Here is a 15,911-nt window from a genome sequence, read left to right as displayed (position 1 = left end):
ATAACTAAAATTAATTATCTAATAAGATACTGTCTCCTCTGTCGACTACAACTGTGTATCCTATTTTTTTCATGCTTTTTCTTAAATGTTCCAAACTTTCCGCAGCTTCATCACCTGTGTTTGCCTTACCATCATAAAGCATATATTTATTTCTTACTTCTTTTGGAGATAAATTTGGCATTACAACATTTGCTCCTGCTAAAATTCCTTTTTCTCTTCCTTGTTTATCTATTGTTGCAAGAGCTGTGGTAGCAGGAAGTAAAACATGAGGTAACATAAGCCTTATTATCCCAAGTAAATATAAAGTCATTTTAAAACTTCCGTTATTCTTATCTTTAAACGGTGTATCTTTATGAGCAATAAAAGGACCTATTCCAACCATATGAGGATTAAGCTCCTTTAAAAATAACAAATCATCTGCTAAATTTTCACTGGTTTGATATGGAGAACCAACCATAATTCCGCTTCCAACTTGATAACCTATTTTCTTTAAATAAAACAAACATTTTTTTCTATTTTCAAGTGACAAATTGCTAGGATGAAGTTTCATATAATGTTCTTCATTTGCAGTTTCATGTCTTAACAAATATCTGTTTGCTCCTGCATCAAAATACTTTTTATAACTTTCATAACTTTTTTCACCAATTGATAAAGTTATGGCGCAATCATTATATTTTTCTCTTAATGTAGAAATAATTTCAACCATTCTTTCATCTGTAAAATATGGGTCTTCCCCACCTTGCAAAACAAATGTCCTAAATCCTAATTTATAGCCCTCTTTTGCACAAAGAAGAATATCTTCTTTTGAAAGCCTGTAACGCATTGTATTCTTATTTGAACATCTTATTCCACAATAATAACAATCATTTTTACAATAATTTGTAAATTCTATAAGACCTCTTATGTATATGTCTTTTTTATAATATTCTTCTCTTCTTTTTCTTGAAAGTTCAAAAAGATATTTACTGTTTTCATCATTCATATTATCAAGTAAAAATATAAATTCATCTCTTGATAAAATTTTGTCATTATATAACTTATTTATTATATCTTTCAATAATACCTCCAATAAAAAATCCCATACCTAAAGCATGGGATTAAATACAAAATAAAACATATAAAAATATTTATTTTCTTTACCCTTAGAAAAACACTTTAGGTTTAGATATTATATAAAGCTTATCATCAGATTTATTCTTTTGACTTGCATAGTGATTATACCATTTTATATTTTTGATTACAACTTAAAATATAACCATAAATATGGTAAAATAAGAAAAAAAATAATAAGGAATAGAAAATGAATAAACAAGAAACATACGAATATTTGGATAAGTTAAACATTAAATATGAAAAATACGAACATAAAAGAGCTTATACAATAGATGAAATAAACGAACTTTCAATCCCAAATAAAGAAAAAATTGCAAAAAATCTTTTCTTAAGAGATGATAAAAAGCTTAATTATTATTTAGTTACACTTCCTCCAAATCAAAAAGCTGACTTAAAAAAATTAAGAAAGGAAATAGGAAGCAGAAGACTTAGTTTTGCAATGGGTAATGATGTAGAAGAAATTCTTAACGTATCTAAAGGAAGTGTTACGCCTCTTGCTGTTATAAATGACAAAGAAAATAAAGTAATATCTGTTTTTAGCAAAGACTTAAAAAACGAAATTGTAGGTATTCATCCAATGGAAAATTCTGCAAGTATTTTTTTATCTTTTGAAGATATAATAAAAGCAATAGAAAAATATCAAAATAGAATTATAATATGCAATATTGAAGAATAAAAAAGAAGTACAAAAGTACTTCTTTTTTATTCTTCATTTTCATCTTTTTCTACAAATGTTATTTTCCCGTCTTTTATTTCGGCTATATCTCTGCCTTCAATTATATGTTCTAATTTTTTATCTTCTTTAACATTAATATTTAAAATAGGAATTTCCATAATACTTTCAACATCATATTTCTTTCTTGCCAAATAAAAAAATAATTGACCGACAAAAAAACATATGAGAGCATAAAAAATTAAAATAAACAATAAAATAGGATGTGTATCATTAAATATTATATTTTTCAAAGCAAAAATTATTGAAATGAATATACCTGCTGCTTCAAATGAAAATCCAATTCCAAGAATTAAACTTATCATACTCTCCTCCTTATATAAATGACATTATATCATAAAAAATGACAATGAATATATTTTATACAAAAAAATAAAAAAATACTTTACAAAAAGGTAATTACCTGTTATTATAAAATTACAAAAGATAATGATGTTTATTTCTCGGAGGTTTAAAATGAAAAAAGATTTTGATTTCACAAATATTAACAGAATGGTGGATGTTAGTACAGTTAGAACAGATATAGTAATGGATGAAGTTGATGAAATGATCGATACTGTTATAAAATACAATTGTATATGTGCTTCTCCAATGCCATGGGTTACAAAATATACTATTGATAAATTAAAAGATTATCCTGATATCGTTACAACAGGGGTTGTAAGTTTCCCAAGCGGTGCTGCAACAACTGCAAATAAAATAATAGAAGCAAAAGAAAATATTAAAATGGGATGTCAAGAATTAGACATGGTAAGTAACGTAAGTGCTTTAAAATCAGGTAAATATGATTACTTTGTTGATGATATTAAAGCTGTTGTTGATGCTGCTGACGGTGTACCTGTAAAAGCAATCATCGAAATTTGTTACTTAACAGATGACGAAATCAGAAAAGCAAGTGAACTTGCAGTAAAAGCCGGAGTTACATATGTTAAAACAGGAACTGGTTGGGGACCAAAACCAACAACAGTTGATACAATAAAAATCATTAAAGAAACAATCGGTGATGATGCATTAATCAAAGCTGCAGGCGGAGTAAAAGATTTAGATACAGTAATAGAAATGATTGAAGCAGGCTGTAACAGATTTGGTCTTGGTGTTAGAACAGCAGGAACAATTTTAGAAGATGCTAAAAAAAGATTTGGCGAATAAAAAACTTAATAGAATAAGTTAAGAAAAAATTTTGTAAATAATATTTTAACCTTATACTTTATACCCTACCCATAAAAATTAAAACAACTTTATATAAAAAGACATCCAAGGTGATGTCTTTTTTAATTCATTATATTTAATTTAGTACAAACATTATTAAATAAAATATTTAATACATAAAAACACGAGGATAAAATCCTCGTGTTTTGTTTATTTATTTAATAATGAATATTTTATATAAATATTTATATTAACCTTTTAAGTCAAAGATACCATGTTTTTCTTCAACATATAAACCAAATGCATCAAGAGCTTTCTTAAGTTCTGGATATTGTTTTACAGTTTCTTCATCATCTAAGTGACCACCATTCATTACGATATCGATACCTTGTCTGAATGCTTTACCACCGGCAACTGATCCGTCTGGATGTCCGATAACAGCTCCACCAGCTGCGATTACTACATCTGTACCAAATTTTGTCATAACTTCTTCAATGTGACCTTGAGTTGTTCCACCGCCAGGCATTGGGAATGAACGTTTAATGTTATGAAGTGGTGCCAAATGAGTCATACAAATTTGTTGGAATTTATCTTCGATCATTGGGAATTTTCCATAAGGACTAAGTACGATACCCATATCAAAACCAGCAAGTCTTGGAAGTTTAGCTTGAATTAATTCAGCTGATAAACCATAATCATGAGATACATATAATGAACCTGTTAAGTCAGGATGGAATAAGAATGGAACATCAAATTCTTTAATAATATCTCTACAAGCATCAAGTCCTAAAGTCCAGCAGTTAAGCATTAATCCGTTCGCACCTGCTTTAATTGCTTTTTCAGCATTTCTCTTAGCTTGATCAGGTGTATCTGTAATATTAAATGTATAGATTGTTTTTTCACCTTTTTCATCATCAGCTCTCTTTAGAGCATCCATTACAGCACTAACTCTGTCTTCGATCTTTGAGTAGCCTGCATTTGCAATAAGTTCATCATCTTTGATTAAGTCAACACCGCCAAGAGCAACTTCATAAGCGATTTTTGCTGTTGTTTCAGGAGTAAGTCCACAGCAAGGTTTAATCATATTATTTACAAGTGGTCTTTCTTTTACTCCAAGTAATTCTCTAACGCCTTCTACCCCATATTTTGGACCTTCAAATGATTCTAACCAGCATTTTGGGAATGATAAATCTAAAAGTTTAAGTTTACCGCCACCTGAGATGTTACCAACGGCAGCTGTAAGTAACATTGCAAATTGAACTGAGAAGTTTGCAATTGGGAAACCTATTTGAATAACCCATGCTCTTTCTTTAACATCATCAGGAATGCACCAAGCATGATTTGGAACTTCATAAATACCACATACTCTGGCAACATGTTTTCTTCTTACTTCAGGTGTTTCTTCAGGTACAGGTAACCATGTTCCTGTTGATTGTTCCACTGCTAAAGCAAAGGATTGTTTTAATGCGTTTGTTGTAGTTTTTCCTTGATAAGCATATGTAGCGATAATAAAGTTATCTCTATCGATGTTATCTGATAATTCGAACATTGTTGGATCGTAAGTCATTTTTACTTTTGACATAATTTTTATCCTCCTAAATCTTTCTATGTCTATAGTATATTATTGGTTTTTAAATCTTTCAATACAGAAAATTTTTGCGTTAGAATGAAAATTTTTGCACTAACAATAATCATTTTCTGTTTATCATTCTTGAATTATCTTATTTAATATTTATAATTATATTAGAACATAAACTAAGGAGAATATATGGATCCACAAATTTACAGACAATCTACATCTCTAATGATGAAGACTACATTTTTATATTATGAAAAAGGACTTTCACAAAGTAAAATATCAAAAAAACTGAACATATCAATTTCCACAGTATCCAGACTTTTAAATAACGCAAAAAAGGAAAAAATGGTATCTTTTGTTGTGGACGAAAAGGTATTGGAAGTTGCTGATTTGGAAGAAATTATAAAAGAAAAGTTTAATTTAAAAGATGTAATTATTGCAAGATGGATGGAAAAAAGATTTACTCCCGAAAAAGATGACATAAAAAAACTTGTTGCATTTGAAGGGGCTCAATACATTCAAAGAATTATAAAAGATAATGATATTTTAGGTATAACATTTGGAAGAACAATGTATCATATGATAAATTCTTTTAATCCATGTAAAAAAACTGATACTCAGTTTGTTACATTACACGGAAGTTTAGATAAAATACATAGAGATTTCAATGTCGATACCCTAACAGAAAGAATGGCAATGTCTTTTGGAGGTGAAAACTACACAATAAAAGCACCGGGACACGCTAACACAGAATACGAAGCCAAAATGCTTATAAATAGAATGGATAATCATGAAGTATTTGAGAAATTTAAAAATGTAAATATTGTTGTATCTGGGGTAGGTTCTTTTTACCCTGACATGACATCGTATTTATGTAATGAAAACTATTTTTCACAAAAACAACTTGAAGAATTAAAAGAACAAAAAGTTTATGCTGATGTTGGTCTTCGCCTTATAAACGAACAAGGTGAAGAATGCAATACATCTCTAAAAAACAGAACAATAGGAATATCTTATGAAGATTTTAAAAATATTCCAACAAAAATTATTATTGTAAGCGGAGAACATAAAAAATATAGTGTTAAGGCCGCCGTTAAAGGTGGACTTGCCGATGTATTAATAATTGATTATGATTTAGCAAAAAGTTTAATTAATATTTAAAAAAGACTGCCAAGCAGTCTTTTTTATTTAAACATTTTTACTATTTCATTCATATGTGCGTTTGCTTCCTTATATCCAAGTTCATAAACTTGTTTTATATAATTTTCATCCATTTTTAATTTTGTATCTTCCAAATAGGGATTTAGAATCAAATCAGATGCTTGGATACCAGGGATAAGACTTCTGTCTGCCATAATATCAATAGTTGAAAAAATCATATCAAAATATTTTGTGCTGTCTGTCCCTATTTTGGAATATGCCTTTAAATTAATACTTAAAACTTTATCTGCACCTTTATCTTTTAAAATATCAGCCGGCATATTATTTAATACAAGTCCATCAACTAAATGATATTTGTTTGTAATTACTGGAGTAAAAACTCCCGGAATTGCACTACTTGCCCTTATGGCTGTTGCAAGTCTTCCTTTATCCATAATAATAAGTTTTCCGCTTTTCAAATCAACACTTACAGCATAAAAAGGAATTTTTGTTTCATTAAATAATTTATCTCCGGCAATACCCACAAAAAATTTCTCTATATTTTCAGAATCAATGGCAGGAGAAAAATTTATGCCCTTAAATGAATTTAAAAACTCTTTTGGAGATGCAAAACTCAACTTGCTTCTAATACTTTTATAATTAATTATATCTCTTACTTCCATACTTAAAGAGTAATCAAGCATTTCGTCGGCACTTATTCCAAGAGAATATAAAGCTCCTACTATACTTCCGGCACTGTTTCCACTTGCCATATCAAACTTTATTCCATTTTCTTCCAATGCTTTAATTACACCTATATGAGCAAAACCTTTTACTCCTCCACCACTAAAACATATACCTTTTTTCTTCTTTTTTATAAAGCTAAACATGATCTATTCACCTCTAGTTATATTATACTAAATTATTTTTATTAGTAAACAAATCCCTTGACACTTAATAATAATTTAATTAAAATATAATATTGTAAATGGGCTATTATAACTCAGCTGGTAGAGTAACTCATTCGTAATGAGTAGGTCGTCGGTTCGAGTCCGACTAATAGCTCCATTTTTTTTGGTCTTATATTACTCAAAATTTTTTATTAACTAATAAAGTCTATAAATTTCTATATAATCAATATTAATTTTCTTTTCTTTACATTTCAATCTTTTATATATTATACTATTTATATAAAAAAACATCTATAATATCATTTATATTAAAAATTTCGTTTTGGAGAAAAATAATATGGATATAATTTGTTTTGGAGACAGTTTAACAAATGGTGAAATAGGTTATTCATATAGAAGTTATTTAGATAGAAATCACAAAACAATAAATAAAGGTATTGACGGTGATACAACAGAAGGAATGTATTTAAGATTAAAAAATTTCTTACAAAAAGATAATATATATGAATACTACATAATTTTTATAGGAATAAATGATGTTTTATTTTCTTTTAGTAATGAACAACAATTTGCATCAATATACGAAAAAATAGTTAAATTACTAAAAGAACATAACAAAAAAGTTATATTTATTTCACTTCCATTTGTAGAATTTTATAATTTTGATACTAAATCCATAATTGGCAGAAATAAAATTATAAGTGCATTATGTAAAAAATATAATTTTTTATTTATAAATATTTTTGATATACAATACAATGATTTTAAAAATGGAAAAATTTTAACAATAGATGGAGTTCATTTCAATGAATATTCTGCAAAACTATTGGCTAAAGAATTAAATAAAGTAATAAAAGACCTATAATATAGGTCTTTTATTTATTTAATATTAATTTAACATAATCTTTAAAAGTTCTTTTTCTTCTTGGTTTAGTAAACCATCGTTTTAATATTTTTTTTACATTGTATTTTTGAAGTATGACATTTATTTCCCCGCCAAGAAAAATAATATACATGCAAAAGTACAACCATAACATAAATAAAATAACAGCACTAAGAGAACCATATATAAGAGAATTTACTCCTACCCTTGTTATATACAAAGAATATAATACTGAAAAAACAATCCATCCCGCAGCAGAAAATATAGCTCCCGGAATTTCTTCTCTTATTTTAAATTTTCTCTTTGGTAAAAAGCAAAACATTATTAAAAATATAATACTTAATAGTAAAAGTCCTCCAAAATAACTATAATTTATATGAATTGAACTTATAAAAAATAATTTACTTTCAAGAAATTTAACTATATTTATTCCAAATATCAATAAAATAATAATTGACAAAATTATCAAACCGAAACATATAGTATAAATTAAAGATACACCTCTTATATGAATATAATTTCTATCATCATCAATTTTATATATCATATTAAGCCCTTTTGATATTGCATAAATCCCTTTTGAAGCAGACCAAAGAAGAGTTATAAATGTAATAAATAAAACCGTTCCGGAATAATTTATATAAAGCCCCTTAAATAAGCTCGTTATAAAACTTGATAAAGCCTGCGGAAATATATGCACCGATATACTTATAAGTTCTGATTGAGAAAAAGGCAAATACTGAACCAGTAAAACAATAATCATTATCAAAGGAACAAAAGAAAACATCATAAAAAAGGCTGTCTGCGCAGCGAAAGTATAAATAAGATCATCACTTAATTTTTGTATAAAGCCTTTAATATCTTTTATTACCTGATAAAGATTCATCTTATCCTCCTACTCATATTTTATACCATAAAAGGATATCTATAAACATCAAATAAATTTATTTTTATAATTTTGGATATAGTAAACCTTTTTTACCTTGTTTTTGTCTTTTAGACATATTATCTTTTGAATATAATTCAAAAAACATATCTTCATCTGTTTTGATTTCTTCTTCCATATTTTCAATTAAATATGCAGGTATATTCTTTATTTCTTTTTTTATTTTGTTTATTATTTCATTTATATTTTCTGAACAAGTAAATATATTATCATAATAATTTAAAATAATATCTTTTATTTCCTTGTAATCATACATTTTATGACTTTTAATAAGTTCCCTTAATAAAATATAACCTATTATTTCTATTCTTCTATCAACATATGCCTTTCTTGGTATATCTAAATTATAATAATTTATATTAAATTTTATATCTGATTTTTGATTATCCGCATAAACACTATACTTTCAAACATTTTGAAGTATAGAAAACTATTCATTTTACCACGAATTTACCACGATTGAATGAGCCTTGATATGACACAAAAACAACATGGGAGATAGCACAAATATCTGTGTATCTCCCGTTTTTCATTCATGTAGTATGATTATTTTACTCTGATTTCAAATTTCAAGATTGCTTTCATCATTTCTGTATGGATTTGACCTTTTAATTCTTCATCAACCTGCATAATGATTTTACCACTTTCAGAGTGGTAAAACGGACGCAAGCATAATTTACATATATAAGCGTCATAAAACTTCAAAATCTCTCTTATGGCAGTTTCATTTCCAGCAGACGCTTGACATATTACTTTTAATGTAGGGTAGCCATATTCTTTTTTCATTGGTTCAATTCCTTTCTTTCAATACTGTTTTTAGTTTCTTCAATCCGTTACTTCTTCTGCGATAAATAGCAGAACGTGATACATGATATAATTCGGCTATTTCTTGGTCGCTCATACTTTGAAAATAGCGTAATAGAATTACATCACGCTCTTTATTCGATAACTTATATAAAGCAACAGCAAGTTTCTCATTTGATATTTGAATTGTAAAATTCAAGACTTCAAACGAAATGTAATCACAAGAATAGTTATCCTTAGTTACACATTCAACATTTTTCGTATCTGATAATTCACAGAATAAAACTTCACGCTTAGAACGTCTTGCAAACTGTCTGTTTCTGTTTTTTACTGTGCATTTAATAACAGTCATCATCAAAGCATTAAACTGTATTCTAACGATATGCTCGAAAGAAGATGGGTTCATAATCTCACCTCCTTTCCGCATACGCTGAAATATATAAACGGAGATACCGTCTATATCTTTGGAAAATACAAAAAGAAGAACAAGAAAAAAGTCCGTACAAAATATACCGTCTGTACGAACTTTTAATATTGTAAAATATTTAGTTGTTGATAAAATGCTGTTAGGTAGTGCATAATCGTATAAGATTATTCCTAAAACTTTCCACAGCAGTTACTTTCAATGCTTTTATATCTTGCTTTTTTAGTCCTATCATAAAGTTTTCCATATAACCGCTTAATAATTTGATTACTTGTTAAAATAGTTATAATGCAGGCGACTATGTGACTGATTAAAATCGCTATCCAAACACCATTTAAATTTTCTGCCAGCCAAGATAATAGATAGGCAAAAGGAATACGAATAATAATATAGTAGAATATCATTAGTATCATACTTTTTGTTGGTTTTCCTATACCATTTAAAGTACCTAAGTAGCAACTAGTAATAGTGTAAAGAACATAACCGATACTAACAATTAAAAAATAATGGCTGACAACATTTGTTACAGCTACGTTGGAAACAAACAATTTTGCCAACTGTTTAGAGAAGAAAATAACAACTGCTGATAATACACTTGAAACAACAATACCATATTTTAACGCCAATTTCAGATAATTCTTTGCTCTGTCGATACGTTGTGCTCCAATACATTGCCCTACGATTGAAGTCAACACCATATTAAGAGCCATAGCAGGATAAAATAATATCATTTCTAATTTTCCAGCAACTCCGTAGCCAGCAATAGCAGAAATACTATAAGTACTAACAATAGCAGTTAAAAATGTTGTACTAATAGCAGGAATACTTTGTTGAATGACAGACGGCACAGCATTTTTTACAAACGGCATAATCTCTTTTGTATCAAAATCAGATAGTGAAAGGTTAAATAATTTTTTACGATAAATATAAATGCACATAAACGCCAAACAAATAATCTGTGATATTAAGGTTGCGATTGCCGCTCCGTGAAATCCAATTATGTTAATGAAAATAGGATCTAAAATAGCATTCAATAAAGTAGACACAAGCATTGCAACTGCTTGAAACATAGTATTGCCAAAACTTCTTAAAATGGCTGTAAAGTATAAATACAAAATAGTTTATGGATTAGTGAATCATTATTATAGGTTCAGTCCTTTCAATTTTGTTCATTAAAATATGCTCTAAGGCCTTTTAGATAAGCGAAATTATAAATATTTCAATTGACGTTGCCTTTTTAAATTGAGAACAAATGTTTCCCATTTCTTTTCTTGCTTTTCATATCAAGGATAACACGATTGTATTCCTTTTGCATATCCACCTTATTTTAAGTGATTTTTGGTATTCGTGTTCATCTCTTCATTGGATACACTACTGTCTTCCACCTGATTATCAATAATTCACTGCATCCGCAATTCTCGCATGACAAATTTTTCCAACTACTGTTTAGAGTAATCTTCTGATACATCAATTTCAAACTCTTCAAATAATTATTGCATATAATTTCCATGTTGGACGGTAGTTGAATTTCATTATTGTCAGTCAACGTCCAAAAATCCGTAATGACTACATGATCTCTACTGATACTTTGACTGAAATTATTTTTTTGTTTAACACTAATCATCACCATTTTTCACATTCAATAATTTAATTGCAGTTTCAATTTTTACAAACGACTTTTTAGCTCCACTTGAGTGATGCCTATTTTTCTTTCTAAGATTCCTTTTATCATAAATATCCTAATAAGTTTATTTATCGTTACTAAATAAATTATTAGGGTACTTCCCACGTTCTAAACATCACTCTCACCTCAAGTTACTGGCTATTGGTTTTTTGATAGTTTCCATACAATTGACCGCAAGCAGCGTCTATATCAATGCCAAATTGACTTCTAATGGTAACTTTAATTCCTGCTGACTTTAATTCTTTATAAAAGTTGACAAGACATTTCTCATTTGCTTCTTCAAACCGCATCCGTGAACTAACAGTCGGGTTATATCTAATGATGTTCACATGATACAAGTTCCCACTCCTATATCTACCTCTTAAAAGGTTTACGACTTCTTTCGCATGTTCAATAGAATCATTAACTCCGTGCAACATAATATAAGCAATATAAACTTTTTTTGAGGTTACTCGTATATGCTCATCTAATGTATCCATCACATCTGATAATGGGTAGCGTTCATTAATTGGCATTAACTCACTTCGCTGTTCATTAAAAGGAGAATGTAATGAAAATGTCAGGTTGACCTGCGGATAGTTTTGAGTCAATTTTTTAATGTTTGGAATAATTCCTATAGTGGATATAGATAACCTACGCGGACTTAAAGCAAACAACGCAGGATCTGTAAGTACATTTAAAGCATCAAAAACTTGTACATTCGCTAATGCTTCTCCCATTCCCATAAAAGAAATACTGTCAATTGAATGCCCTTGTAAGTGAAAGTACAAAATCTGGTCAGTAATTTCATCTGAAGTTAAGTTACGTTTTAAACCTATATCTCCAGTTGCACAAAATTTACAACCAAAATTACAACCGCACTGCGATGATATACAAAATGACTCCCAACCAGCTTTATATTTCATATTTACCGTTTCTATTTTTTCGTCTCCTGAAATTCCAAATAAGACTTTTGAAACTTGTGTAGATTGTTGTGCTTTTAAAGGAACAATATTTAAAATCGATTCTCCAAACTCCTCAATTAACATATCTCTTAGTGATTTAGGAAGAACCGTTATTTCGTTGAAATTATTTATTCTCCCTGGGAATATAGCATTTGTAATTTGTTTCATTCTATAATTAGGAAATTTATTCTGCTTCAAGAACTCTTGAATTCTTATATACTTATTTTTTTGTTGCATGTTTTCTCATCCTTCCATATAACTCTGGTTTGTTTGCCGTAGAGGAAAAGCTCCGATAACTGTTTTTGTATGGTTATATGGCTTAAAAAAGGACAGACTACTCCCTTTGTATGCCGAACGATTACCAACTTTTGCATTTTTACCAAACAAAATTCTAAAAACAGTTAACATTGCTTTCACCTCTTTCTTGTCAATATAAGTGTTAAATAGTATACCATAAATCTTTCCCTATGTAAACTCAAAAAAATACATGTAATTTGAAAAACAAACAATTTTGGATATAAATGTAGTTAAACTAACCTGCACCGTTTACCGTTAACATTTAAGTTAAACCATTCACAATTTTGTTCTTATTTCAACATAAATATCCAGTTTTCTTTAAAGTAAGTTATTCAATTAAAGGGCGTTTGTTAAAGTAGAAAAATTGCTGAATCAATTTTAAATCCATTTCAACATACACAAATTCCGCACAATAATCCAAATACCCATTAATTTTTTCAAAATCCTCAACAATCATTATCTCCTGTGGCTATTAGGTAGAGGGGTTTCCTCTCTGACTATATTGCAGGAGGTAATTCGTATGGACGAATTATAATAAATATTCCCTGCCTTTTGGCAGGGGAAGATTTAAAGCCTAAACAAGTCCCTAAAAAATGCCTTTATCCGTGAACTCTTTTCTTTAATTGATATATCGGTATTTAAAATAATTCCTAGTTGTCCATATATGCAAAAACTGGCATACATTTCAACATCATTGACTTGTATTTCATTTGTGTAATTTGCTCTTTCAATAATTTCAGATACAATAGGAAAAAGTTTTTCACATACATTCAATGTTAATAAATTATGGAAATTTTTATTTTGGTTATTATGAAAAACTGGATAATATGTATCATCTTCTTGTTCTGCAAAAAGTATCATCTTCCGCAAAATATCTTTTAAACTATCCTTTTTTATATTTATATTTTTTGTCATATTGGCGACTAAAATATTTGAATATTCATTGATAGCAGACTGAAAAAGTACATCTTTTGATGGGAAATATCTATAACATAATCCTTGTGCTATTCCAATTTCTTTTGCTATGTCTGATATTGAAGTTTTTTCAAACCCATTTACACTAAATAATTTAATGGCTGTTTCTAAAATTTCTTGTTTACGTTCCTCTGGTTCTTTTGAAATACGCATTGTTTTCTTTCCTTTCTTGCGGTTTAATTATTGTATGCTATAATTAAACAAGATCTTGTGCCAAAAGATTTCCATTCAATTTCGTGGAAGTCTTTTGATAATAATAACAACATTTCCTTTTTTGAATAAATCTTTACATCTCCACTATTGCTGTGTTTCATATAGTAATTCATTATCTGTCTTGCTCCGATTGGTTGCCAACAATCACCGATAATGAAAACTCCATTTTGCTTTAAACACCTAGACACTTCTTTCTCTACAATATCTGGTTGTGGATAATGATGAAATGAGTCATTACATACAATGGCGTCAAAAGAACTATCTTCAAAAGGTAATCTCTCAGAGTCGCCTAAGATAAGTGTTGCATCATTTCCTAGTTTATTTTTTGCAATTTCAAGCATATTGGGAGATATATCTATTCCAAATAGTTGTTCTGCTATATTTAATTCTTTTATTTCTTTAAGTAACGCACCCGTTCCACAACCTAAATCTAATATAGAATGTATATTCTTATTTTTTAAATTTTCTATAATCGGCTTATAGAGTTTTCGAGCATGTTCCCCCTGAATATTTGTATCATAATCGGCAGCTTGCTTATCAAAAGTCTTTTGTGATTTTTGTTTCGTAATATTCATGTAATCAACTCCTTTCACTAAAATTATATCTCGTGAATGAACGATTGTCAATGAATAAAATTCATTGAATTTCATTCATTTCAAAGACGTGTATCTCTGATTTAAAATACACGCCTTTTTGATTACCCTACAATCTTCCAGTTACTATTCCTTATATAGCCCAAATTTGTACCGTGACAATTTCATTGATATTATCCGATTTACCACAAATCAAATTTTATCTTTTCTTCCTCTTGATTACCCTCCACAGAAAAGAAAAAGCCCTGTCAAGAGCCTTGCCACCATTGGTGGTGCTTTGCACTCTTTACTGGGCTTTTTGTTTGCTGTATCTTCTACAAAGAGGGAAAAAGTTATTCGTCCTCATCATCAAAATGGTTATTTTTCAATACTTCCCGTAATAATTCCATATCTTCTTTTGAATTGGGGTTTATCATTTTTACGACTTGATAAGGTGTCCTATATTTATGTCCCTCTATGCTTTCCCCGAACATATCCATGCTGTATAAATCATCATAGCGGTCTAACAGTTTTTGAAACTTCAAATGCTGGATAAATTCTTTGATTGGATAAAGGTCGGACGCTACAATACTTTTCCCGTTGATGTAGTCGGTAATATATTCCCGTAACTTTTCCAACTCATATTCCAGCCATTCTTCCTCGCTGTCAAAGAAGTTGTCATAATGTCCATGTTTTAGTTCTGCATTTAATCGTTCTTCAATTCTTAAAAACTGGCAGACTTCCTTTTCGGATTGATTAACATACTTCCATTCTCCCGATAATAATTCATTGGGCATTACACCCAGCACGTCCATTATCTTTTCTAATGTATCGAAGGTAGGAAAATTCACACCTCGTTCAATCTTGGAAAGGCTCTGCATATTGATACCGATTTTATCCGCAAGTTCCTGTTGTTTCATTCCTCTGTGTTTTCTTATGGTCTGTATGTTCTCTCCTAAGAAACTGATTTTCTTTTCGTAATGCTCCATAACTTAGTATAACCGCTCCTTTCGTTGCTTTTCTTGGTATTTATAAGCATATCATACTTAATCTACATCTAAAAGTCAACAAAAACTTCTTGACAAGTAATTCTAATGGCGTTATTATCGTATCAGATAGAGTGATTAAGCACGATAAGGTCAATCACACGCTTGAGTAAGCATAGAGAAGATACATTTTCACTTTGATAGCATGAATAAGCATGGACTATCAGACCGAAAATAGTGGTTTCCAAAAGGGGCTGGCTGGACGGGGCACGTCCCCCAGACGTGTTCGGACAGACAGTTCCTTTTGGAAAAGGAACGCCTAAAGGCGTTCGCAGAGGGCGTATATGTAACACCGCCCTGCGCATACATGTCATAGTACCTAGAAACTGTGATAAATAAAGGACAAAACACGATTTTTACCCCGCAAAAAAACGGGAAGTACGAAAGGAGTAATGCACTATAACTACACACAAAAATTTATCCGTTAAGATTGATTACATCAGCATTGTATTTGAAACGGCAACTGCTGAAGATGTCATCATGCACATTTTAGGTTTA

At 29.4% G+C, this 15,911-nt stretch carries 18 protein-coding genes and 1 tRNA gene; 6 read left to right on the top strand and 13 right to left on the bottom strand.

The window, feature by feature from the left end:
• Window positions 1-10: 10 nt before the first annotated feature.
• On the bottom strand, window positions 11-1,057 hold the full coding sequence (gene hydE, locus V2W16_RS09670; protein WP_329385140.1) for a [FeFe] hydrogenase H-cluster radical SAM maturase HydE: 1,047 nt from the start codon (window positions 1,055-1,057) through the stop codon (window positions 11-13).
• Window positions 1,058-1,300: 243 nt separating this feature from the next.
• Here hydE and V2W16_RS09665 point away from each other — a divergent pair, with 243 nt between their 5' ends.
• The gene (locus tag V2W16_RS09665; RefSeq protein ID WP_329385137.1) at window positions 1,301-1,789 is read left to right on the top strand and encodes a prolyl-tRNA synthetase associated domain-containing protein; all 489 of its coding nucleotides are present in this window, start codon (window positions 1,301-1,303) and stop codon (window positions 1,787-1,789) included.
• 26 nt (window positions 1,790-1,815) lie between these two features.
• On the opposite strand, the gene V2W16_RS09660 is transcribed toward V2W16_RS09665, so the two are convergent.
• A complete protein-coding gene (locus tag V2W16_RS09660) occupies window positions 1,816-2,151 on the bottom strand; it encodes a hypothetical protein (protein WP_329385134.1) in 336 nt (111 codons plus the stop codon).
• A 151-nt stretch (window positions 2,152-2,302) separates the two neighbouring features.
• Between V2W16_RS09660 and deoC the strand changes: the two genes are divergently transcribed.
• Window positions 2,303-2,995 carry a deoxyribose-phosphate aldolase gene (deoC, locus tag V2W16_RS09655; RefSeq protein WP_329385130.1) on the top strand — a complete coding sequence of 231 codons (693 nt, stop codon included), beginning with the start codon at window positions 2,303-2,305 and terminating at the stop codon, window positions 2,993-2,995.
• Window positions 2,996-3,245: 250 nt separating this feature from the next.
• Here the strand turns inward: deoC and V2W16_RS09650 are convergent, their stop codons facing one another.
• A complete protein-coding gene (locus tag V2W16_RS09650) occupies window positions 3,246-4,577 on the bottom strand; it encodes a RuBisCO large subunit C-terminal-like domain-containing protein (protein WP_329385127.1) in 1,332 nt (443 codons plus the stop codon).
• Window positions 4,578-4,763: 186 nt separating this feature from the next.
• On the opposite strand from V2W16_RS09650, the gene V2W16_RS09645 reads away from it, so the two are divergent.
• Window positions 4,764-5,735 carry a sugar-binding transcriptional regulator gene (locus V2W16_RS09645; protein WP_329385124.1) on the top strand — a complete coding sequence of 324 codons (972 nt, stop codon included), beginning with the start codon at window positions 4,764-4,766 and terminating at the stop codon, window positions 5,733-5,735.
• Between the two features lie 23 nt (window positions 5,736-5,758).
• On the opposite strand, the gene V2W16_RS09640 is transcribed toward V2W16_RS09645, so the two are convergent.
• Window positions 5,759-6,604, bottom strand: coding sequence for a patatin-like phospholipase family protein (locus V2W16_RS09640; protein ID WP_329385121.1), 846 nt, complete (start codon window positions 6,602-6,604; stop codon window positions 5,759-5,761).
• A 102-nt stretch (window positions 6,605-6,706) separates the two neighbouring features.
• Here V2W16_RS09640 and V2W16_RS09635 point away from each other — a divergent pair.
• Window positions 6,707-6,782: transfer RNA gene (locus tag V2W16_RS09635), tRNA-Thr, on the top strand.
• A 180-nt stretch (window positions 6,783-6,962) separates the two neighbouring features.
• Window positions 6,963-7,490, top strand: coding sequence for an SGNH/GDSL hydrolase family protein (locus V2W16_RS09630; protein WP_329385119.1), 528 nt, complete (start codon window positions 6,963-6,965; stop codon window positions 7,488-7,490).
• Window positions 7,491-7,500: 10 nt separating this feature from the next.
• Here the strand turns inward: V2W16_RS09630 and V2W16_RS09625 are convergent, their stop codons facing one another.
• The 9 genes from V2W16_RS09625 to V2W16_RS09585 form a co-directional block, all read right to left on the bottom strand.
• Window positions 7,501-8,394, bottom strand: coding sequence for a YihY/virulence factor BrkB family protein (locus tag V2W16_RS09625; protein WP_329385116.1), 894 nt, complete (start codon window positions 8,392-8,394; stop codon window positions 7,501-7,503).
• A gap of 64 nt (window positions 8,395-8,458) precedes the next feature.
• Entirely contained in the window at window positions 8,459-8,710 is a 252-nt protein-coding gene (locus V2W16_RS09620; protein WP_329385113.1) for a hypothetical protein, read from the bottom strand.
• Window positions 8,711-9,000: 290 nt separating this feature from the next.
• Window positions 9,001-9,240 (bottom strand): helix-turn-helix domain-containing protein, encoded by a 240-nt coding sequence (locus V2W16_RS09615; RefSeq protein WP_005946862.1) that lies wholly within the window; start codon window positions 9,238-9,240, stop codon window positions 9,001-9,003.
• A 4-nt stretch (window positions 9,241-9,244) separates the two neighbouring features.
• Entirely contained in the window at window positions 9,245-9,664 is a 420-nt protein-coding gene (locus V2W16_RS09610) for an RNA polymerase sigma factor (RefSeq protein ID WP_008728841.1), read from the bottom strand.
• Between the two features lie 191 nt (window positions 9,665-9,855).
• A complete protein-coding gene (locus V2W16_RS09605; RefSeq protein WP_257209542.1) occupies window positions 9,856-10,797 on the bottom strand; it encodes an MATE family efflux transporter in 942 nt (313 codons plus the stop codon).
• A 700-nt stretch (window positions 10,798-11,497) separates the two neighbouring features.
• A complete protein-coding gene (cfr(B), locus tag V2W16_RS09600; RefSeq protein ID WP_099137574.1) occupies window positions 11,498-12,547 on the bottom strand; it encodes a 23S rRNA (adenine(2503)-C(8))-methyltransferase Cfr(B) in 1,050 nt (349 codons plus the stop codon).
• A gap of 627 nt (window positions 12,548-13,174) precedes the next feature.
• Entirely contained in the window at window positions 13,175-13,735 is a 561-nt protein-coding gene (locus tag V2W16_RS09595; RefSeq protein ID WP_008728836.1) for a TetR/AcrR family transcriptional regulator, read from the bottom strand.
• A gap of 23 nt (window positions 13,736-13,758) precedes the next feature.
• Complete coding sequence (locus tag V2W16_RS09590) at window positions 13,759-14,445, bottom strand: class I SAM-dependent methyltransferase (RefSeq protein WP_223380606.1); 687 nt, start codon at window positions 14,443-14,445, stop codon at window positions 13,759-13,761.
• Between the two features lie 275 nt (window positions 14,446-14,720).
• Window positions 14,721-15,356 carry a helix-turn-helix domain-containing protein gene (locus V2W16_RS09585; protein WP_005946876.1) on the bottom strand — a complete coding sequence of 212 codons (636 nt, stop codon included), beginning with the start codon at window positions 15,354-15,356 and terminating at the stop codon, window positions 14,721-14,723.
• A gap of 456 nt (window positions 15,357-15,812) precedes the next feature.
• Between V2W16_RS09585 and V2W16_RS11200 the strand changes: the two genes are divergently transcribed.
• The coding region (locus tag V2W16_RS11200) for a hypothetical protein (protein ID WP_425353963.1) at window positions 15,813-15,911 on the top strand (99 nt) is incomplete at its 3' end.

The sequence above is a fragment of the Anaerofustis butyriciformans genome (assembly GCF_036289385.1).
GTDB classification, from domain to species: domain Bacteria; phylum Bacillota; class Clostridia; order Eubacteriales; family Anaerofustaceae; genus Anaerofustis; species Anaerofustis butyriciformans.
The sequence above is the reverse complement of the archived record's forward strand: the minus strand, read 5'-3'. Positions and strand labels throughout refer to the sequence as shown.